Raw genomic sequence first — 20969 nt, 5'->3', positions numbered from 1 at the left:
TTAACGGATTAGGGGCAGTCTCCCGACTGTCTAAAGCAAATTAAAATCGGAGGGTGTAAACAGCGATGTTTTTGTCTTACGTTGCATCTTCTTGTCTCGAATTAACCGCAAAATCAATCACTTAGGCTTGCAATTTAGATTATCAACAAGCGGTACTTTTTTGCTTATTTGTTACAAATAAACTGGCAATTTTGCCGGACAAAAAAGCGTTTTATTATCGCATTTTCATACTGTTATAGGCAAGGCAAATATCATAACCTATGCAAGATAAAAAATCTGAAATGGATTGCAATTTATACTGATTTTGCTATTTTTAGCTATAATTTTCTCTCTCTTATCAAGGCACTTTTATGAATAAAACAGCACTTAGCCTATTAATTGCCGCAACATTAATGCTTACAGCTTGCGATGATAAAAACAACCAAGTGTTAACCGAAAAATTGCAACAAGCGGATCAAACTATTACGCAATTAAATCAGCAACTTGCAGATTCTCAACAAAAATTGACCGCTTTACAGCAAACTGTAGCGGAAAAAACGATCACCTCTCAAACGATTCCTGCCCTCAATGTTGAAATTTATCCGTTTTTTGCCAAACAAGAACGCATCAAATTTAAGCCGCAAGCCGATCAGGAACAAGCGATTATGTCGGCAGAACAATACTATTTTGTTAGCTTGGCAAAAACTGGTTTTGATTGGTTGGATCATTTATTGGCGAAGCAAATACTCATTAATTATCAAGCAGTAACTGCCGATGCTAATAGTAAAATTGATCGCAATGCCATTACCGGCAATGAATTAAGCCAATTAAAAACTGTATTGGAACAAGATTATCAGGAAAATTTGGCAACTTTAAAAGAAGGGGAAACCTTAGGTATTACCCAAACGGCAGAAACAATTTATTTAGGACAACGCCATAATATCGTAACCTTTTTCCAAAACTATGATAGTTATACCGGTGGTGCACATAATAATTACTATACGCAATATTTTAATATTGATGTGAATAAAAAACGGATTATCTTAATTGATGATCTATTCTCAGCAGCCAAACAAGTGGAGCTATCCGCTATTTTATGGAGCTATTACGAACAGCGTAGCGAACCGGATGTAAACGGTAAGCGTGAAACTTTTACAGCGAAACCTGATTTTTATATCTCGGAAGAATTTCTATTTACTGATGAGGGCGTGAAATTCGTCTACCCACCGTATGCGTTAGGTCCATTCGCTGAAGGGGAAATTAGCCTTACCGTACCTTGGTACGAAATTAATCAGTTACTCAATCCGGAATATCAACGTAAACCGAAAGATGGTTATGATTTAGCTCCGGATCATATCCAAGCGGAAAATGAGTAACTAAGCTACACAAACAAGCGGTGAAATTGGCAGAAAATTTTGCAAATTTCACCGCTTGTCTTTACTCTTATTCCAATTAAAATATCGTTATTCAAACCTATGAGAATCTGATATGACCAAAGATCCCTTCGCTGAATATATCCGCCATCTTGAACCGTCCAAACGAGAGAAAAGCTATGCTTGGCAAACCGCTATCGGTTTACAAGATGTCGACGGACTAAAGCCTTCTTCTTATTTACGAGAAACGGCAATTAAACATATTGAAGGCGAAATCTCGTTTGAAATGGCAGAACAGTGGATCGAAGGTTATTACCAAGCAAATCCGACAAAAGAAATTGAAAATCGTACTGAAGAAGCGGATAAAGTTTCGGTACGTATTGCCAAATTACTCTCAGAACCAGCTTTCTCATTTAATACGAATCAATATTTAGCTATTCACAAATATCTGTTTCAGGGTATTTATCCACATGCCGGACAATTGCGAACTTATAACATCACGAAAAAAGAGTGGGTATTAGACGGCGCAACAGTAACTTATGGGATGGCTTCCGAATTGTTGACAACCTTAGAATACGATTTAGTTCAAGAACGTAAATTCAGCTATAAAGGGCTATCAATCGACCAAGTTATCGAACATTTAACACAATTTATCGCACAATTATGGCAAATTCACTGCTTTGAAGAAGGAAATACTAGAACTACCGCCGTATTCTTTATCAAATACCTTCACACTTTGGGCTTCAATGCAACTAATGATATTTTTGCCGAAAATGCGTGGTATTTCCGTAATGCCTTGGTAAGAGCAAACTATAATAATCTCGCTAAAGGCATCTATGAAAACACGGAGTTTCTCGTACGTTTTATCCGTAATTTATTACTTGAAGAAAAAAATGAACTAAGTAATCGCTTATTGCATATAAATAATAAAGCGTGATAAGTAAGGGAACATATAGTCCCCTTACTTATTTAACTTGCTCAAATAACGGCTTCATCACTTTTTCTTCTTGATAAATGCGAATACCTAATACAACGAGGTAAATAGGGAATAAATACATCAATGTGTTCCACGCATGGCACAGTAACACCACGCCAATTAATTCCGGAATGATATTGAGGAAATAGTTAGGGTGTTTAATCGTTCTGAATAAGGTTGAAGTGTTAATTTTATGGTTCGGTAAAATATAGAGTTTCACCGTCCAAATTTCTTTTAATTCATTGATCACCCAAAAGAGTGCAATATAAGCGAAAAACAAGGTAATTGTGCCGATCGTGCTGAGATAGTCCCAATGATGGGCAAAATAATTCGCTTCAAATAATGCCGAAAAATAGAACAGGACATGCACAATAGATAATAGTTTTGAATTTTTACTGCCGTGTTGCGTAGCACCTTTTTGGATAAGCGCTTTCTCATTTCTAATCGAAATGCTCAAACTATACAAACGAACAATAAAAAAGCTAATAAATGTAAGATTTACCAGTAACATAAGTTCTCCTTTAATAAATGGTAATAGAAAATAAAAAATCAAACACGGCAAAAGCTGCTGAAATAAGCTGTTTTTATTCGGTAAATTTTTAAGGGAATTTAACCGCTTGCTCTTGTGATTTTCAGCAAACTTTTCACCGTATTGTTAAATTTATAGCCCTAATTGATCCCAAATTTCATCAACACGTTTCACAACATTCGGATCTTTTTTAATCGGTGTTCCCCATTCTCGATTAGTTTCGCCCGGCCATTTATTGGTGGCATCAATCCCCATTTTTGAGCCTAAGCCCGCAATCGGTGAAGCGAAATCCAGATAATCAATCGGTGTATGATCGATTAAAGTCGTATCTCGGCTCGGGTCACAACGTGTAGTAATCGCCCAAATCACGTCTTTCCAATCTCTTGCGTTTACATCGTCATCACAGACAATCACAAATTTGGTGTACATAAATTGACGGAGGAACGACCAAACGCCCATCATTACCCGTTTTGCATGGCCGGCGTATTGTTTTTTAATCGTTACCACCGCAAGGCGATAAGAACATCCTTCCGGCGGTAGATAGAAGTCCACGATTTCCGGAAATTGCTTTTGCAAAATCGGAATAAACACTTCGTTTAATGCTTCACCGAGAACTGCCGGTTCATCCGGCGGACGACCGGTGTAAGTCGAGTGATAAATCGCATCACGACACATGGTGATATGCGTAACAGTAAATACCGGAAAATACTCTTGTTCATTGTAATAGCCGGTATGATCGCCATACGGGCCTTCCAATGCCGTTTCATTCGGGTCAATATAACCCTCCAACACAATTTCTGCACTTGCCGGCACTTCTAAATCATTACTAATGGACTTAGTTACCTCGGTTTTCTGACCGCGTAATAAACCGGCGAACGCATATTCCGATAAGGTATCGGGAATCGGTGTAACCGCGGCTAAAATGGTTGCCGGATCAGCACCGATAGCCACCGAAACCGGAAACGGTTTATCCGGATTAGCTTCCTTCCATTCGTGAAAATCCAACGCACCGCCACGATGCGATAACCAACGCATAATCAGCTTGTTCTTGCCGATCAGCTGTTGGCGATAAATCCCAAGATTTTGGCGTTTTTTATAAGGTCCTTGGGTAATAGTTAATCCCCAAGTAACAAGCGGTGCCACATCCCCTTCGTGACAATGCATAATCGGTAATTTATACAAATCAACCTCATCGCCGCTCAATACCACTTGTTGACAATCCGCTTTACCCAAAACTTTGCTCGGCATATTCAACACTTGTTTCCATTGCGGTAATTGCCCAATCAGCTCTTTAAAACCTTTCGGCGGCTCTGGCTCTTTGAGAAACGCCAATAATTTCCCCAGCTCTCGCAAGGCGTGTGTATCTTCTTGCCCCATACCTAACGCAACACGTTTCGGTGTGCCGAACAAATTACACAGTACCGGCATTTGGTAGCCTTTTGGGTTTTCAAATAAAATCGCCGGTCCGCCCTTGCGTAACGTGCGATCGGAAATTTCCGCCATTTCAAGATAAGGATCGATCTCTTGCTTAACTCGCACTAATTCACCTTGACTTTCCAATAGCGTTAAAAATTCACGTAAATCTTTATATTTCATATTGGTAAAAAATTAGAAAAATCTAACCGCTAGTATATAGAAAACGGCAAACGAAAAATACCCATAAAAAAATTATGAAAACTTAAGGAAGTTTGATAGAATTTCCTAACTTTAATCTCAAAGGAGAATATTATGTTTAAGAAAACCGCTTTAGCATTCGCTATGCTAGGCACAACCGCAGTCGCAAATGCAGATGTACTTACTACCGTCAAACCATTAGGCTTTATCGCAAGTGCAATCACAGAAGGCGTGACAGAGAGCAAGGTATTATTGCCTGTGACCGCATCTCCGCACGATTACAGCTTAAAACCGTCTGATGTAGAACAGTTAAAATCTGCGCAACTTGTGGTGTGGGTCGGTGAAGATTTAGAAACGTTTTTAGAAAAAAGTATCGACAAATTACCGAAAGAGAAAGTGCTTAGTTTAGATGATGTACCGGCAATTAAAGCGATTGTTGATGCGACTAAAAAACATGATGATGATGATCATGATGACGATGAAAAACATGAACATGATCACTACCATAAGCATGAGCATCACGAACACGATCACGAAGGTCACAGCCATGATAAAGACTGGCACATTTGGTTCTCGCCTGAAGCAAGCCTTGCCGCAGCAGAACAGATCGCAGCACGCCTAAGCGTACAATTACCGGAGCAAAAAGCGAAAATTGCAGAAAATCTTGCAACATTTAAAGCAAATTTAACCGCTAAAAACGAACAAATCCGTAATCAATTGTCACAAGTAAAAGGTAAAGGTTATTATACTTTCCATGATGCTTACGGCTATTTTGAACGTGCTTACGGCTTAAATTCATTAGGTTCATTTACGATTAACCCAAGTGTAGCACCAGGTGCGAAAACATTAAGCGTGATTAAGAACAATATCGCTGAACACAAAGCACAATGTTTATTTGCCGAACCTCAATTCACACCGAAAGTGATTGAAAGCCTCAGCAAAGGTACGCAAGTTAAAGTGGGACAATTAGATCCGCTTGGTGCAAAAATCGAATTAAGCCAAACCGCTTATCCGCAATTCTTACAAGCGATTGCCGATGAATTTAGTCAATGTTTGAAATAAGTGAAAGATAAAAAAATAAGCGGTAGAATTTGCAAAATTTTCTGCAAATTCCACCGCTTTTCATTTGATATAAATATTATGAAATCACACGGGCTTTAATTGTGCCGTCAATTTGCTGTAAGCGTTCAAGTGCTTCGCTCGCATCATCTAATTCCACATCAATAACCACATAACCGATATTTGGATCAGTTTGTAGATACTGACCGGCGATATTCACGTTACCATCTACGAACACTTGGTTGATCTTATTTAGAATACCAGGGCGGTTTTCGTGAATATGTAACAAACGTTTCGCATCGCTATGCAAAATCGGTAATGATACTTCAGGGAAGTTAACCGCTGAAAGAGTTGAACCATTATCCGCATATTTCACAAATTTACTTGCCACTTCCGTACCGATATTCGCTTGTGCTTCTGCGGTTGATCCACCGATATGCGGAGTTAAAATCACATTATCGAATTGGCATAGCGGTGATTCAAACGGATCATTAACTGAAGCCGGCTCTTCTGGGAATACGTCAATCGCTGCCCCACGTAAAGTACCTTGCGCTAAACGTGCCGCTAAAGCGTCAATATCAACCACCGTACCACGCGCCGCATTGATCAACACTGAATCTTCTTTTAATTGCGCAATACGAGCCACATTCATTAAATTTTTAGTTGAAGCGTTTTCCGGTACATGTAACGAAATTGCATCACAACTAGCAAGCAATTCATCTAAGCTTGCAATTTGTTGTGCATTACCTAGCGGCAGTTTATTTTCAATATCATAGAAATAAACCTGCATACCGATAGATTCCGCCATTACGCTTAATTGCGAACCGATATGACCGTAACCTACAATCCCTAATTTTTTACCTCGTACTTCATTTGAACCGGCTGCCGATTTATTCCATACGCCACGATGTACTTCCGCATTCGCTTTCGGTACTTGGCGCATTAAGAGAATAATTTCCGCTAACACTAATTCTGCGACTGAACGAGTATTTGAGAACGGTGCATTAAACACCGGGATACCAAGACGTTTTGCTTCTTTTAAATCAACTTGGTTAGTCCCGATACAGAAACAGCCGATTGAAACTAGATTTTTTGCGTGTGAAAGGACTTCTTTAGTCAGATAAGTACGAGAACGTAATCCGACAAAATGCGCATCTTTAATCGCATTAATTAAGTCATCGCCGTCTAACGCTTTTTTATGATATTCAATATTGGTATAACCTGCCGCTTGTAATACATCTAACGCATTTTGATGTACACCTTCAAGTAAGAGAAATTTTATTTGAGATTTATCGATAGAAGTTGTCATTTTAGGTCCTTATGTGTTGTGTTTGCTTTTACTTTTATCACATCGCCTAACTAAACACACGGAATATTTTTTAATTTAACAGAACTTATTATTATAAGTTTTGTTATGCTATTCCGTGTGTTAAAGAATACGATTATTCAATAATTTTAGCACCTTCAGGTGTGCCGACAATCGTGACATTGGCATAACGTTGAGCAAAAATCCCATTTGTGACAACACCGGCGATATTATTAATGGTATGTTCCATTTTTAATGGCTCAAGAATTTGGAAATTATGTACGTCTAAAATCACGTTACCATTATCCGTAACAACACCTTCACGATATTCCGGTGAACCGCCTAACGCAACTAATTGACGCGCGACATAAGAACGAGCCATTGGAATCACTTCCACCGGTAATGGGAAGGTTGTGCCTAGTACATCCACTTGTTTTGAGCTATCTACGATACAAACAAATTTTTTCGCCAGCGAGCTAACGATTTTCTCACGGGTTAAAGCTGCACCACCACCTTTAATCATTGCACCTTGAGGGGTTATTTCATCAGCACCGTCAATATATACATCTAATTCGGTCACTTCATTTGCATTAAAGACTTCAATCCCAATCGCACGTAAACGTTCTTCCGAAGCCTTTGAAGCTGCTACCGCACCTTTAATATCATCTTTCATTGAAGCTAACGCATCAATAAAACAGTTTACAGTCGAACCACTGCCGACACCTACGATAGTATCCGGTTTGACAAACTGAAGTGCAGCTTGAGCAGCAATTTTTTTCATTTCTTGTTGGTTCATAGTGAATCCTTTTTATAAGTATTATATTCAGATAAGAATAAGACGCTATACAGGCTTTCCGGCAAGTAATACCACAGAAACCATTATAAGAAAAGCGGTCGAGTTTCCGCAAATTTTTGCAAAAATTCAACCGCTTGTCATTAGTTAGTTATTTTTAACCGCTTCAACGATTTCTTCAGCACAACTTTGTGCTAACACACCGTCTTCACATTCCACCATTACACGAATTAATGGCTCTGTACCAGATTTACGTAACAGAATACGTCCTTTGCCGGCTAAACGTTTTTCCACGTCTGCCGCCACCGCTTTTACCGCATCACTCTCTAATGGATTTTTACCGCCTTCAAAGCGTACATTAATGAGTACCTGTGGGAACAATGGCACGGCACGTGCTAAATCATTTAAACTCATTTTATGCGCTTCCATCGCAGCAAGCACTTCAAGTGAAGCGATAATACCGTCACCAGTCGTATTTTTATCTAACACGATAATATGGCCTGAGTTTTCGCCGCCTAATTTCCAGCCTTTTTCTTTTAATTGTTCAAGGACATAACGGTCACCAACATTCGCACGAGTAAATGGAATCGCTAAGTGTTTTAATGCCACTTCTAAGCCCATATTACTCATTAACGTACCGACTACACCGCCGTGTAATTTGCCTGAACGTAATGCTTCACGGGCAATAATAAACAGAATTTGGTCGCCATCTACTTTATTCCCTAAATGGTCCACCATCATAATACGGTCGCCATCACCGTCATAAGCAAGGCCAACATCCGCACCTGATTCAACCACGACTTTTTGTAACGCTTTAATATCGGTTGCACCACATTTTTCATTGATATTTAAACCGTCTGGCTTCGTGCCGATTTCAATCACTTCAGCACCCAGTTCACGCATTACATTAGGTGCGATGTGATAAGTTGCACCGTTTGCACAATCCACTACGATTTTATAGCCTTTTAAACTCGCATTTGCTGGGAATGTGCCTTTACAGAATTCGATATAACGACCGGCTGCATCATTGATTCGAGTCGCTTTACCTAATTGTGCCGATTCAACGCAATCCATCGGTTGATCTAAAAGTGCTTCAATCGCTTCTTCAACTTCATCCGGTAATTTTTCCCCAACATTTGAGAAGAATTTAATACCGTTATCGTAATATGGGTTATGTGATGCAGAAATCACAATACCTGCTTCAGCACGGAAAGTACGGGTAAGATAAGCAATTGCAGGCGTTGGCATTGGACCGACAAATGCAGCTGACAAACCAGCCGCCGCAAGACCTGCTTCTAATGCGGATTCCAACATATAACCGGAAATACGTGTATCTTTACCGATTAAAACTTGTTTAGTCCCCTGTGTTGCAAGAATTTTACCTGCTGCCCAACCTAATTTTAAGGCAAAATCAGGTGTGATAGGGAATTGACCGACTTTACCACGGACTCCGTCCGTACCAAAATATTTACGCTCTGCCATTGTTTTATATCCTTTAAAAGAAAAATGAAAACTGCCAACGAAGCAGTCATTCTAATCAATAATTCTGACTACTATTTTAGAAAATATTGATATGCCGGGCTATCCGTTACATTTTGATAACGATAGCCCAAGTGATCTAAATGTTGATTAAGACGAGATACATCATTTTCAGATAGTGTAAATGCTGCAAGAATATCGCCATAGTCAGCACCATGTGCACGATAATGGAATAAAGAAATATCCCAATCGGTTAATGTTTGTAAGAATTTTAATAATGCCCCTTTTTGTTCAGGGAACTCAAAACTATAAAGTTGCTCGTGGCGAACAGTTGATGGACGACCACCTACCATATAGCGAATATGTGTTTTTGCAATATCATCATCGGAAAGATCGGTGACATCATAACCATGTTGCTGTAAATCTCGAATAATCTCTGCCTTTTCCGCACTACCGCTAATACGAACGCCGACAAAAATACACGCTTTATGATCATCAGAATGACGATAATTAAATTCGGTTACTGCTCGATTACCTAAAATTTCACAGAATTTTAAGAAACTGCCTTTTTGCTCCGGAATGGTTACCGCTAATAAAGCTTCATGTTTTTCACCGATTTCGCAACGTTCCGAAACATAACGTAACGTATGGAAATTCAAATTCGCACCGGAAAGCACGCAAGCTAAGTTTTTACCTTCAAGCTGATGTTCTTTAACATATTTTTTTAAGCCAGCTAATGAAGTTGCACCGGAAGGCTCTGCCACCGCACGTACGTTCTCAAAAATATCTTTCATTGCCGCACAAATTTGATCATTATCGACCAACACCACTTCATCAATATACTGCTGACATAAGCGGAAAGTTTCATCGCCGATACGTCTAACCGCAATCCCATCTGCAAATAAGCCGACACGTTCTAAATTATCCGGTTTACCGACTTTTAAAGCATGTTGTAAACAAGCAGAATCTTTTGACTCAACCGCAATCACTTTCACATTCGGTAAAACTTGTTTGATCAATACCGCAATACCAGCAGCTAAACCACCACCGCCGACCGGTACAAACACATAATCTAAATCGGAACGTTGCTGAACTAATTCCATACCAATCGTGCCTTGTCCGGCAATTACCATCGGGTGATCAAAAGGTGGTACAAAAGTCATACCAAGTTCTTCGGCAAGCTCCAACGCTTTCGCTTTTGCTTCATCAAAATTAGCACCAAATAATAACGCCTCACCACCGAATCCTCTTACTGCATCCACTTTAATTGCCGGTGTATTTTGTGGCATTACAATCAAGGCACGAAGTCCTAAATGTTTTGCCGAAAGTGCAACACCTTGAGCGTGATTTCCTGCTGACGCGGTAATAACGCCCGCCGCTTTTTGGCTAGCTGAAAGATTTGAGATCATCGCAAACGCACCACGCAGTTTGAAACTGTGTACGGGTTGTCGATCTTCACGTTTGATAAGAATTTGATTGCCTAGACGCTCGGAAAGTTTTTCCATTTTTTGGAGTGGCGTCACTTGTGCCAGGTCGTAGATATTTGAACTGAGGATAGCACGAAGATAATCGGTGCCGGATTGAATGGTTAGATTACTCATAACACTGCTCTGTATTTTATTATATTTTGACTATCGGCGTATTGAGAGGTACGTCAGTTTGATTTAAAAAAACTAAAAAGGCACAAGCGATAACCGCTTGCGCCAATAAGAAATTAATTAAATTAGTGGTGACCGCCGCAGCCACAACCACCGTGATCATGATGGTGGTGATGTTCGTGATCATGATCGTGACCACCACATCCGCAACCGCCTTCTTCACCGTGACCACCACAGCAACCGCCGTGTTCGTGACCTGAATGGATATGACCATGTGCGATTTCTTCTAACGTTGCTTCACGTGTCGCAACTACTTCAACAGAGAAAAGTAACTCTTGACCGGCTAACATATGATTACCGTCAACCACAACTTCATCACCATCAACTTCAGTAATAACGACTGGTAATGGGCCTAAATCCGTATCTGCAATAAAACGCATACCGACTTCTAACTCATCAACGCCCATAAATACATCTTTTGGTACACGTTGAACCATATTTTCGTTGTATTCGCCGTAACCTTCTTCCGGTTTAACACGCACTTCAAAAACATCACCTACTGCTTTGCCTTCAAGTGCTTTTTCTAAACCTTCAACCAGATTATTATGACCGTGTAAATATTCTAACGGTTGGTTTACCGGTGCTTCATCAACTAACACGCCGTCTTGCGTACGAACTTGATAAGCAATGCTTGGAACAACATTTTTTGCGATTTTCATTAAGGATTCCTTTTTCTATTTAGGTAAAAATGTGATTCATTGTAGCGGTTTATCGCTAATTTGCAAAGAATAGAAGTAAAATGACCGCTTGATTAACATAAGCGGTCTGAATTTATCCAAAATTTACAAACTAATCGGTAATATCTGGTGTAACCGTATCAACTACATCAACAGCCGTTCCAACAACACCGCTCACCACAGAAGTAACTAAACAGCCACTTAATGCACTACAACCCACAGCAATTACTATAATTTTTAAGAACGATTTCATACTTATCCTATCTCTCTTACAAACAAAATGCAGTGCTACCGAAATAACACTGCATAATTATACGATACTAAAGCCTATTTTTCTTCAGCAATAAAGCGGTACGCTAATGCACCGATAATTGCCCCTAAAATTGGCGCAATCCAGAATAACCATAGTTGTTCAATCGCCCAAGAACCTTGGAATAACGCAACACCGGTTGAACGGGCCGGGTTTACCGAAGTATTCGTTACCGGAATTGAAATTAAGTGAATTAAAGTTAAAGCTAAACCAATCGCAATTGGTGCAAAACCTGCCGGAGCACGTTTGTCGGTTGCCCCCATAATGATAATTAAGAAGAATGCAGTTAATACCACTTCAATCACAAATGCCGCCACCATTGAATAACCGTGAGGAGAATGTTCCGCAAAACCGTTACTTGCAAAACCTGCCGTGGCATCAAAACCTACCGCACCCGAAGCCACCGTATATAATACTGTAGCTGCCGCAATCGCACCGACAACTTGTGCCACAATATAAGGCACTAAATCTTTTGCATTAAAACGACCACCGACTAATAAGCCAATCGAAACTGCCGGGTTAAAGTGACCGCCCGAAATATGACCTACTGCATAAGCCATGGTTAATACGGTTAAACCAAATGCCAGTGATACGCCTGCATAACCAATACCTAACTCCGGAATACCTGCTGCTAAAACTGCACTACCGCAGCCACCAAATACTAACCAAAATGTACCGAAAAACTCGGCGAAATATTTTTTCATTATATTTTCCTTAAAAATAAAATGACACAGATGTGTCTGTACTTTCCAATCACTATCTTACGATAGCTTATCTCCAAACATACCTAATAGCGTGAACACGTTAAATATGTATGCTTTTAGAATCGCTGTATGAATAATTGTATTATTCAAATGTTATTTGACCGCTTGCACGAGCAGAAATCGTTGCTTTCCCAGCTTCAAGAGCAAGGGGGGCTTGATCTAATGATTCCGCTGATTTTGCCATTGCGACTAAAGGTCTGGCTTGCAAATAGGGTTCCTCACCATTTGGCGTATCCAGTTTCACATTAGTTAAACGGTAACTTTTAAGATTTAATCCTTTTTGAATTACTGAAGCTTTATGCTGAAATTGCTTAATAATTTCTAAAGTCATTTCATCTTCTAAAGAAGCCATTTTTTCAGGAGAAACACTAAAATAAATATTATCGATCGCAATATCTGTCCCTAAGTTCTCCAATATTTTTGCCATGCTATCAAAATCTTTACTTTTTAAATAAATTCTACCTTCAGCAAGCCAACCATTGACCTTACCGTCATGAGTATAATTCACTAAATTTCTGATTCCATCAGCTTCTATTTGAATCGTAGAGTACTGCTTGGCACTCTCAAGCACTTGATTTAAATTAGCTGAAACTGCTTTTTTTAATTCAGGTAAAGATTTACCTGTTTTACGACTAAATAAACTCACTTGCATCATATCTTTATCAACCTCTCGACGCACTTCGGTTGAAAATTCAAAATGTGTACCGGCTGTTAAGTCCTTATCAGATATAACTTCTGAAGCAATAACTGAATTGGTAAACATCACAGGCAAGATGAGCAAGGTTTTTAAGAATTTCATTCTATTTTCTCGGTTAAGGATCATTATTTGAATGTTAGCTTAGAGAACGATTCCACGACTAAGTTCATTTTCAATGCTAACTACAATCACCTTATTAATATTTTGTGTGCAAATTTGCCAACGAATATTATAGCCAGCAAGACTCATTCCATAAATTCGATCGGATATTTTGCCTTGTTGGTAAGCCGGACGAGGATCTTGTTCAATCACATTACGAATAAAGTTAATAGGTTGCTCAATTCCGAATTTTGCAAAATTTGTACAAGACTCCACCGCTTGTAATGCTAATTCAGAAAACTCAACCTCTAACTTTACTTGTGGTTTATCTTGTGCAAAACCTGAAAGAGCTTTGGGTTCACTATCAGCATATGCAATATAAGGTTTAATATCTAGAATTGGCGTACCGTTAACTAAATCCACACTTCCCAGTTTTAGCAACACTTCCCCATTATTAATTTCAACACCTTCTAATGCCACTTTAGATAAACCAATCGGATTTGGACGATGTGTCGCTCGACTAGCAAACACACCTATCCGTTCATTCCCACCTAAACGAGGCGGACGTACCGTTGCATGCCATTCTCTCTCATGGATTTGATGAAATTGGAAAATTAACCACAAATGGCTAAATTGCTCAATACCTCTCACGGCATCCGGCGAATTATAAGGCGGTAGTAACTTTAATATACCTTTTCCTTCATTAACTAAATTTGGCTGACGCGGTACAGAAAATTTTTCATCATAAGGACTATAAACAATTCCGATCGGTTTGATGGCAAGTTCGGCAGAAATCATAAAATATACTTACTTGAGATAGATAATAGATGAGATGAGAAGAAAGCTAGGCAAGTTATCCTAAAAGTTCATACGATAAATTACGCTTACTTCAAACAAAAAAGGCGTGTCTTTCGACACGCCTTCTCAGCTTTTCGCTTGCTTAAATAGTTAAGTCAAAACCTAATTATTTAACAATTTTCGCTACAACGCCCGCACCTACTGTACGACCACCTTCACGAATCGCAAAACGTAAACCTTCGTCCATCGCGATTGGGTGAATTAAGCTTACTGTCATTTTGATGTTGTCGCCTGGCATTACCATCTCAACACCTTCTGGTAACTCGATTGTACCTGTTACGTCTGTTGTACGGAAGTAGAACTGTGGACGGTAACCTTTGAAGAATGGAGTATGACGACCACCTTCTTCTTTTGATAATACGTACACTTCTGATTCGAAGTCTGTGTGTGGTGTGATTGTACCTGGTTTCGCTAATACTTGACCACGTTCGATTTCTTCACGTTTTGTACCACGTAATAATGCACCAACGTTTTCACCCGCACGACCTTCGTCTAATAATTTACGGAACATCTCAACACCAGTTACCGTTGTTTTCGTAGTTTCTTTGATACCTACGATTTCAACTTCTTCACCTGATTTGATGATACCACGCTCTACACGACCTGTTACTACTGTACCACGACCTGAGATTGAGAATACGTCTTCGATTGGTAATAAGAATGGTTTATCAATCGCACGCTCTGGCTCTGGAATGTAAGTATCTAAGTGGTGTGCTAACTCAAGAATTTTTTCTTCCCACTCTGCTACGCCGTTTAACGCTTGTAACGCTGAACCACGTACGATTGGTGTATCATCACCTGGGAAGTCATATTGAGAAAGAAGTTCACGTACTTCCATTTCTACTAATTCTAATAACTCTTCGTCATCTACCATGTCGCATTTGTTTAAGAATACGATGATGTATGGTACACCTACTTGGCGACCTAATAAGATGTGCTCACGAGTTTGTGGCATAGGACCGTCTGTCGCTGCTACTACTAAGATTGCACCGTCCATTTGCGCCGCACCGGTAATCATGTTTTTAACATAGTCCGCGTGTCCCGGGCAGTCTACGTGTGCGTAGTGACGAGTTTCTGTATCGTACTCAACGTGTGAGGTGTTGATGGTGATACCACGCGCTTTTTCTTCCGGCGCGTTATCGATTTGGTCGAATGCACGTGCTGCACCACCGAAGTGTTTCGCTAATACAGTTGTGATCGCTGCTGTTAAAGTTGTTTTACCATGGTCAACGTGACCGATTGTACCCACGTTTACATGGGGTTTTGTACGTTCAAATTTTTCTTTAGACACTTTGATAGCTTCCTAAAAAAGGAGCCATAACCCTATTGCTATGGCTCAGGTTAAAAATAAATTATTTAGCTTTACGAGCTTCAATAATTGCTGCTGCAACGCTTGTTGGCGCTTCAGCGTATTTTAATGGTTCCATTGAGTAAGATGCACGACCTTGAGTTTGTGAACGTAAGTCTGTTGCATAACCAAACATTTCTGATAATGGAACTTCTGCATTGATCTTAACAACGAACTCTGTCGCTTCTTGACCGTTAACCATTGCACGACGACGGCTTAAGTCACCGATTACATCACCAACGTAGTCTGGTGGAGTTTCCACTTCAACTTTCATAATTGGCTCAAGTAATACTGGGTTAGCTTTTGCGAACGCCGCTTTAAATGCTAATGACGCTGCAAGTTTGAACGCTAACTCAGATGAGTCAACATCGTGGTATGAACCGAAGTGTAAACGTACACCGATGTCTTCTACTGGGTAACCCGCTAATGGACCAGATTTAAGTTGTTCTTGGATACCTTTATCAACTGCTGGGATAAATTCACCAGGAATCACACCACCTTTGATCTCGTTCACGAACTCGTAACCAGGACCTTCTGGGTCTAATGGGTATAAGTCGATTACAACGTGACCGTATTGACCGCGACCACCAGATTGTTTTGCGTGTTTACCTTCAACATCGTTAACACGTGTACGGATAGTTTCACGGTAAGATACTTGTGGTTTACCGATGTTCGCTTCAACTTTGAATTCACGACGCATACGGTCAACGATGATATCTAAGTGTAATTCACCCATACCTGAGATGATAGTTTCACCTGATTCTTCATCTGTGTGAACACGGAATGAAGGGTCTTCTTGTGCAAGACGACCTAACGCTAAGCCCATTTTCTCTTGGTCAGCTTTAGTTTTTGGTTCTACCGCTACAGAGATTACCGGCTCTGGGAATTCCATACGCTCAAGGATGATTGGTGCATCTTGTGCACATAATGTATCACCTGTACCAACATCTTTTAAGCCGATTGCTGCTGCGATATCACCTGCACGAACTTCTTTGATTTCTTCACGTTTGTTAGCGTGCATCTGTACGATACGACCGAAACGTTCACGTTTTTGTTTTACTGAGTTGTAAACTGTATCACCAGAGTTAATTACACCAGAGTAAACACGGAAGAATGTTAAGTTACCTACGAATGGGTCAGTTGCAATTTTGAATGCTAATGCTGCAAATGGTTCATCATCGCTTGCGTGACGCTCACCTTCAGTTTCATCTTCGTTGATACCTTTGATTGCTGGGATATCAGTCGGTGCCGGTAAATAATCGATTACCGCATCAAGCATTGCTTGAACACCTTTGTTTTTGAATGCAGAACCACAGCAAACAGGGATGATTTCGCCTGCTAATACACGTTGACGTAATGCTGTTTTGATTTCTTCTTCGGTTAACTCTTCACCACTAAAGAATTTTTCCATTAACTCTTCTGATGCTTCAGCTGCAGCTTCAACTAACATTGCACGACGTTCTTCACATGCTTCAAGCATATCCGCTGGGATATCTTCGTATGTGAAAGTCATACCTTGGTCAGCTTCATTCCAGTTGATTGCTTTCATTTTGATTAAGTCAACTACACCTTTGAAGCTATCTTCCGCACCGATAGGAAGTTGTAATGCTACAGAGTTACCACCTAAACGAGTTTTGATTTGCTCAACAACACGTAAGAAGTTCGCACCTGTACGGTCCATTTTATTTACGAACGCAATACGTGGAACTTGGTATTTATTTGCTTGACGCCATACAGTTTCAGATTGAGGCTGAACACCACCTACCGCACAGTAAACCATTACCGCACCGTCAAGAACACGCATTGAACGTTCTACTTCGATAGTAAAGTCTACGTGTCCCGGAGTATCGATAACGTTGATACGGTGCTGTTTGTATTGTTGTGACATACCAGACCAGAATGCTGTCGTTGCAGCAGATGTGATCGTGATACCACGCTCTTGTTCTTGTTCCATCCAGTCCATTGTTGCTGCACCATCGTGAACTTCACCGATTTTGTGACTTACGCCTGTATAGAACAAAATACGCTCAGAGGTAGTTGTTTTACCTGCATCAATGTGAGCACTAATACCGATGTTACGATATTGCTCAATAGGAGTTATACGAGCCATTTTTTATTTATTACCTTGTTTGGGGATTTAAATTAAAATTCTTAATAAGGGTAAGGCTTCACCACACATTTGGATGAAGCCTTTAAGATATAAAGCTAAGCGATTACCAACGGTAGTGAGCAAACGCTTTGTTTGCTTCAGCCATACGGTGAACGTCTTCACGTTTCTTAACAGCTGAACCTTTGTTATCTGCTGCATCTGAAAGTTCGTTAGCTAAACGTAATGCCATTGATTTGTCACCACGTTTACGAGCTGCTTCAACAATCCAACGCATAGCTAATGCATTACGACGAGCTGGACGAACTTCAACTGGTACTTGGTAAGTAGAACCACCAACACGACGAGATTTAACCTCTACTGTTGGGCGAACGTTTTCTAACGCCGCTTCGAAAGCTTCTAACGCTTCTTTACCAGTACGTTGTGCTAAAGTTTCTAAAGCACCGTAAATAATTGATTCTGCAGTAGATTTTTTACCATCTACCATTAAAACATTAATAAATTTTGCAAGTAATTCTGAACCGAACTTCGGATCTGGAAGAATTTTGCGAGGTTCAACACTACGACGACGTGGCATTGCAAATACTCCGTTTATATATTCAGGATAATCCAAAACTCATCTATTGTGTGTGTAACACATCACGATTGACTGGAGTTTATGGTTTAAATTTTTGATTAATTTAGACGTTTGGCCTTACTTAACGGAGATCCATTAAGCTTTAGGACGTTTAACGCCGTATTTAGAACGACCTTGTTTACGGTCTTTAACGCCTGCACAGTCAAGTGCACCACGTACAGTGTGATAACGCACACCTGGTAAGTCTTTAACACGACCACCACGGATTAATACAACACTGTGTTCTTGTAAGTTATGACCTTCACCACCGATGTATGAAGTTACTTCAAAGCCATTTGTTAAACGAATACGGCACACTTTACGTAATGCTGAGTTCGGTTTCTTAGGTGTAGTAGTGTATACACGAGTACACACGCCACGTTTCTGCGGGCAAGCCTCTAATGCAGGAACGTTGCTTTTTACAACCTTTTTCACACGCGGTTTGCGTACTAATTGGTTGATAGTTGCCATTTAAAAGCTCCAGTTAAAATTATTAAAAATAAAATTAAAAAAACACCCTTTCAAAGACGAAAGGACGGTAAATTCTAGTGTTATATAGACTAAAAGTCAAGTATTCGACACAGTATAAATTGATTATTCTGTGATCAATATTTCTAAAGTTTGCAAGACACGATAAGGTAAAATATTTGCCATACCGTTTCCGGTCAGATAATGTTGATTTTTGCCGTAAGCACCGATTAATTTCGGATCAGTTGCACCATATAAAATCACATTTTGTTTATCTAATGCGGCAGCTAAATGGCTCAAACCGGTATCCACCGATAAAACAGCCTTAGCACCGGCAATTTGTTCAGCTAATTCAGTTAGGGATAATCTCGGTAATACTGTCACATTGGTATTCACTTCCGCTAAACGCATCGCTCGCTCTTTTTCTTGTTGATTACCCCAAGGTAAACGTACCTCAATACCTTGTACGCTTAACTCTCGAATCACTTCTCGCCAATAGTCTTCTTTCCAATGTTTATCCGCCCGAGTGGTCGCATGAATCACAAGCAGATAAGCGGTTGAATTTTCAGATTTTTTTGCAAAATGCGAAACAATTCCATAATCACCCAATCTCTCAGGAACCGTGTAATTCAGTGACATCGCAAATAACTTACGAATCCGTTCTACTGCGTGTTGCTGATAAGTGATATTAAACTTGTGATCATAAAACAGACTACTTAACCCTTCTCGTGCCGAAAATTTATCATAGCCGTATTTTGTTCCTTTTGCCTGCTTAGTAACTAATACCGCACTTTTAATTAAGCCTTGTGCATCAATCACCGCATCATATTCCTCAGAGCGAAGTTGTTTCAGGTAATGTTGCCATTCCAGCCAAGTTTGACGCTGACACAAGTTCTTACGCCAACGACGAATCGCTAGCGGGATAACCTTATCTACTGCCGAGTGCCAATGCGGAATTTCACTAAAATTTTCTTCCACCACCCAATCGAATTGAATATTTGGAATTGCTTTTTTAGCATCCGTCAACGCAGGCAAAGTATGAATCACGTCCCCCATCGAGGACGTTTTTACAACTAAAACTTTCATTTCTTTATCTTTCATGATGAATATGAACAAGCGGTCGAAATCTGCAAAATTTTTGCCAAAAATGACCGCTTGCAATTAGCCTAATAGTGTCTCTAATTTCTCAATGACCATTTTCGGCTCAATATCAACCAGGCTCTGATGATAGCCTTCGGCGGCTTCGCCTTTACGAATCTTAATCAAACCGCCTTCAATTAAACGAATAATCACTGCTTTATCGGAAAGTGGCGGTGTGTATTGTGGGCTAGTTGGTCCGTAAAGTGCCACCAGCGGTTTACCAAGTGCTGCTGCGATATGCATTAATCCGGAATCATTGCTAACAACCGCACGACAATCAGCAATTAAATCAACTGCCTCATTCAAGTCAGTTTGCCCGGCTAAATTGACACAATAACGCTGCAAATTCTCCGCTAGACTTGCACGAATTTGTTCACCGACTTCTTTATCTTTATTTGAGCCAAACAAATGTACCGAATAGCCTTTTTCGATCAACATTTCCGCCAATTTAGCATAATGATAATGCGGCCAACGTTTTGCCGGTCCAAATTCTGCCCCAGGGCAAAAACCAATTGCCGGACGCTGTTCAGCATATTCAAACTGTTTGGCAAATTTCGCTTTGGTTGCAGTGATCTCAGCCGTCTGCGTTTGTAAATAAGGGACTGGCATTGGCAATGCTTTAGCATCCGACACGGCATTTTTATCAAAAGCCAGCACAACATAACGCTGTACCATCATCGGGTAATCTTGCTTGTTATTACGCAAATCATTTAAAAAGAAATAGCGACTTTCGCCTTTCCAGCCTCGGCGTACCGCAATTTTGGCAAAAAGTGGAATAAATGCTGATTTTAGCGAATTAGGTAAAACAATCGCCATATCATATTGATTTCGCAGCGATTTTCCTAATTGATAACGCTCACACAGGCGGAACGAACCATGCCCGATCGGCATCGAAATCGCTTTTCGAACTTCCGGCATTCGAGCGAGCAACGGACGACACCAATCCGGCGCCATCACATCAATTTGGCAATTCGGATATTGAATTTTGAGTTGTTGATACAGTGCGTGCGACATCATCATATCGCCGACCCAAGACGGGCCAATAATTAAAATATTCATTAGTCTTTTTCCCTAAAATAACAAGCGGTTATTTTTACTTCGAAACTTGCAAAAATCTAA

20 protein-coding genes are annotated in these 20969 nt (G+C 40.1%); 3 read left to right on the top strand and 17 right to left on the bottom strand.

What is annotated here, in order from left to right:
• The first annotated feature begins 350 nt into the window (after positions 1–350).
• Together NYR60_RS08730 and NYR60_RS08725 are read left to right on the top strand one after the other, a co-directional pair.
• Positions 351–1355 (top strand): RsiV family protein, encoded by a 1005-nt coding sequence (locus NYR60_RS08730; protein ID WP_279466777.1) that lies wholly within the window; start codon positions 351–353, stop codon positions 1353–1355.
• Positions 1356–1467: 112 nt separating this feature from the next.
• Entirely contained in the window at positions 1468–2289 is an 822-nt protein-coding gene (locus tag NYR60_RS08725) for a Fic family protein (protein ID WP_279466774.1), read from the top strand.
• Positions 2290–2317: 28 nt separating this feature from the next.
• Here the strand turns inward: NYR60_RS08725 and NYR60_RS08720 are convergent, their stop codons facing one another.
• Positions 2318–2839: an isoprenylcysteine carboxyl methyltransferase family protein gene (locus NYR60_RS08720; RefSeq protein ID WP_279466773.1), complete on the bottom strand. Its 522-nt coding sequence runs from the start codon at positions 2837–2839 to the stop codon at positions 2318–2320.
• Positions 2840–2989: 150 nt separating this feature from the next.
• A complete protein-coding gene (ubiD, locus tag NYR60_RS08715) occupies positions 2990–4453 on the bottom strand; it encodes a 4-hydroxy-3-polyprenylbenzoate decarboxylase (RefSeq protein ID WP_279466771.1) in 1464 nt (487 codons plus the stop codon).
• 132 nt (positions 4454–4585) lie between these two features.
• Between ubiD and znuA the strand changes: the two genes are divergently transcribed.
• Positions 4586–5533: a zinc ABC transporter substrate-binding protein ZnuA gene (znuA, locus tag NYR60_RS08710; RefSeq protein WP_279466768.1), complete on the top strand. Its 948-nt coding sequence runs from the start codon at positions 4586–4588 to the stop codon at positions 5531–5533.
• A 76-nt stretch (positions 5534–5609) separates the two neighbouring features.
• Here the strand turns inward: znuA and serA are convergent, their stop codons facing one another.
• The 15 genes from serA to waaF all read right to left on the bottom strand — a co-directional run bounded on the left by serA (position 5610) and on the right by waaF (position 20909).
• A complete protein-coding gene (serA, locus tag NYR60_RS08705) occupies positions 5610–6839 on the bottom strand; it encodes a phosphoglycerate dehydrogenase (protein WP_279466767.1) in 1230 nt (409 codons plus the stop codon).
• Positions 6840–6972: 133 nt separating this feature from the next.
• Positions 6973–7632: a ribose-5-phosphate isomerase RpiA gene (gene rpiA, locus NYR60_RS08700; protein ID WP_279466765.1), complete on the bottom strand. Its 660-nt coding sequence runs from the start codon at positions 7630–7632 to the stop codon at positions 6973–6975.
• A gap of 144 nt (positions 7633–7776) precedes the next feature.
• Complete coding sequence (gene glmM / locus NYR60_RS08695) at positions 7777–9111, bottom strand: phosphoglucosamine mutase (RefSeq protein WP_279466763.1); 1335 nt, start codon at positions 9109–9111, stop codon at positions 7777–7779.
• Positions 9112–9182: 71 nt separating this feature from the next.
• Complete coding sequence (gene ilvA / locus NYR60_RS08690; protein WP_279466762.1) at positions 9183–10709, bottom strand: threonine ammonia-lyase, biosynthetic; 1527 nt, start codon at positions 10707–10709, stop codon at positions 9183–9185.
• A 122-nt stretch (positions 10710–10831) separates the two neighbouring features.
• Positions 10832–11425: a peptidylprolyl isomerase gene (gene slyD, locus NYR60_RS08685; protein WP_279466760.1), complete on the bottom strand. Its 594-nt coding sequence runs from the start codon at positions 11423–11425 to the stop codon at positions 10832–10834.
• A gap of 130 nt (positions 11426–11555) precedes the next feature.
• Entirely contained in the window at positions 11556–11696 is a 141-nt protein-coding gene (locus NYR60_RS08680) for a hypothetical protein (protein ID WP_279466759.1), read from the bottom strand.
• 74 nt (positions 11697–11770) lie between these two features.
• Positions 11771–12457, bottom strand: a complete 687-nt coding sequence (aqpZ, locus tag NYR60_RS08675; protein ID WP_279466757.1) for an aquaporin Z — start codon at positions 12455–12457, stop codon at positions 11771–11773.
• Positions 12458–12599: 142 nt separating this feature from the next.
• On the bottom strand, positions 12600–13316 hold the full coding sequence (locus NYR60_RS08670; RefSeq protein WP_279466756.1) for an SIMPL domain-containing protein: 717 nt from the start codon (positions 13314–13316) through the stop codon (positions 12600–12602).
• Between the two features lie 39 nt (positions 13317–13355).
• Positions 13356–14111 (bottom strand): tRNA (N6-threonylcarbamoyladenosine(37)-N6)-methyltransferase TrmO, encoded by a 756-nt coding sequence (gene tsaA / locus NYR60_RS08665; RefSeq protein ID WP_279466754.1) that lies wholly within the window; start codon positions 14109–14111, stop codon positions 13356–13358.
• 166 nt (positions 14112–14277) lie between these two features.
• A complete protein-coding gene (tuf, locus tag NYR60_RS08660; RefSeq protein WP_279466680.1) occupies positions 14278–15462 on the bottom strand; it encodes an elongation factor Tu in 1185 nt (394 codons plus the stop codon).
• Positions 15463–15523: 61 nt separating this feature from the next.
• Positions 15524–17629, bottom strand: coding sequence for an elongation factor G (gene fusA / locus NYR60_RS08655; protein WP_279466752.1), 2106 nt, complete (start codon positions 17627–17629; stop codon positions 15524–15526).
• Positions 17630–17732: 103 nt separating this feature from the next.
• Positions 17733–18203 (bottom strand): 30S ribosomal protein S7, encoded by a 471-nt coding sequence (gene rpsG, locus NYR60_RS08650; RefSeq protein ID WP_015674362.1) that lies wholly within the window; start codon positions 18201–18203, stop codon positions 17733–17735.
• A 135-nt stretch (positions 18204–18338) separates the two neighbouring features.
• Entirely contained in the window at positions 18339–18713 is a 375-nt protein-coding gene (gene rpsL, locus NYR60_RS08645; RefSeq protein WP_005543325.1) for a 30S ribosomal protein S12, read from the bottom strand.
• A gap of 123 nt (positions 18714–18836) precedes the next feature.
• Positions 18837–19796, bottom strand: a complete 960-nt coding sequence (gene rfaC, locus NYR60_RS08640) for a lipopolysaccharide heptosyltransferase RfaC (protein ID WP_279466750.1) — start codon at positions 19794–19796, stop codon at positions 18837–18839.
• A gap of 75 nt (positions 19797–19871) precedes the next feature.
• Complete coding sequence (gene waaF / locus NYR60_RS08635) at positions 19872–20909, bottom strand: lipopolysaccharide heptosyltransferase II (RefSeq protein ID WP_279466748.1); 1038 nt, start codon at positions 20907–20909, stop codon at positions 19872–19874.
• Positions 20910–20969: the final 60 nt, after the last annotated feature.

It is taken from the genome of Actinobacillus genomosp. 2, from assembly GCF_029773605.1.
Classification (GTDB): domain Bacteria; phylum Pseudomonadota; class Gammaproteobacteria; order Enterobacterales; family Pasteurellaceae; genus Actinobacillus.
The sequence above is the reverse complement of the archived record's forward strand: the minus strand, read 5'-3'. Positions and strand labels throughout refer to the sequence as shown.

Excerpts from the sequence above, each read along its gene's own strand:
- rpsL (WP_005543325.1), bottom strand. The coding sequence starts at position 18,713 with ATGGCAACTATCAACCAATTAGTACGCAAACCGCGTGTGAAAAAGGTT.
- fusA (WP_279466752.1), bottom strand. The coding sequence starts at position 17,629 with ATGGCTCGTATAACTCCTATTGAGCAATATCGTAACATCGGTATTAGT.
- ubiD (WP_279466771.1), bottom strand. The coding sequence starts at position 4,453 with ATGAAATATAAAGATTTACGTGAATTTTTAACGCTATTGGAAAGTCAA.
- rpiA (WP_279466765.1), bottom strand. The coding sequence starts at position 7,632 with ATGAACCAACAAGAAATGAAAAAAATTGCTGCTCAAGCTGCACTTCAG.
- tsaA (WP_279466754.1), bottom strand. The coding sequence starts at position 14,111 with ATGATTTCTGCCGAACTTGCCATCAAACCGATCGGAATTGTTTATAGT.
- ilvA (WP_279466762.1), bottom strand. The coding sequence starts at position 10,709 with ATGAGTAATCTAACCATTCAATCCGGCACCGATTATCTTCGTGCTATC.
- NYR60_RS08720 (WP_279466773.1), bottom strand. The coding sequence starts at position 2,839 with ATGTTACTGGTAAATCTTACATTTATTAGCTTTTTTATTGTTCGTTTG.
- znuA (WP_279466768.1), top strand. The coding sequence starts at position 4,586 with ATGTTTAAGAAAACCGCTTTAGCATTCGCTATGCTAGGCACAACCGCA.
- aqpZ (WP_279466757.1), bottom strand. The coding sequence starts at position 12,457 with ATGAAAAAATATTTCGCCGAGTTTTTCGGTACATTTTGGTTAGTATTT.
- NYR60_RS08670 (WP_279466756.1), bottom strand. The coding sequence starts at position 13,316 with ATGAAATTCTTAAAAACCTTGCTCATCTTGCCTGTGATGTTTACCAAT.
- serA (WP_279466767.1), bottom strand. The coding sequence starts at position 6,839 with ATGACAACTTCTATCGATAAATCTCAAATAAAATTTCTCTTACTTGAA.
- slyD (WP_279466760.1), bottom strand. The coding sequence starts at position 11,425 with ATGAAAATCGCAAAAAATGTTGTTCCAAGCATTGCTTATCAAGTTCGT.
- NYR60_RS08680 (WP_279466759.1), bottom strand. The coding sequence starts at position 11,696 with ATGAAATCGTTCTTAAAAATTATAGTAATTGCTGTGGGTTGTAGTGCA.
- NYR60_RS08730 (WP_279466777.1), top strand. The coding sequence starts at position 351 with ATGAATAAAACAGCACTTAGCCTATTAATTGCCGCAACATTAATGCTT.
- glmM (WP_279466763.1), bottom strand. The coding sequence starts at position 9,111 with ATGGCAGAGCGTAAATATTTTGGTACGGACGGAGTCCGTGGTAAAGTC.
- waaF (WP_279466748.1), bottom strand. The coding sequence starts at position 20,909 with ATGAATATTTTAATTATTGGCCCGTCTTGGGTCGGCGATATGATGATG.
- rfaC (WP_279466750.1), bottom strand. The coding sequence starts at position 19,796 with ATGAAAGTTTTAGTTGTAAAAACGTCCTCGATGGGGGACGTGATTCAT.
- NYR60_RS08725 (WP_279466774.1), top strand. The coding sequence starts at position 1,468 with ATGACCAAAGATCCCTTCGCTGAATATATCCGCCATCTTGAACCGTCC.
- rpsG (WP_015674362.1), bottom strand. The coding sequence starts at position 18,203 with ATGCCACGTCGTCGTAGTGTTGAACCTCGCAAAATTCTTCCAGATCCG.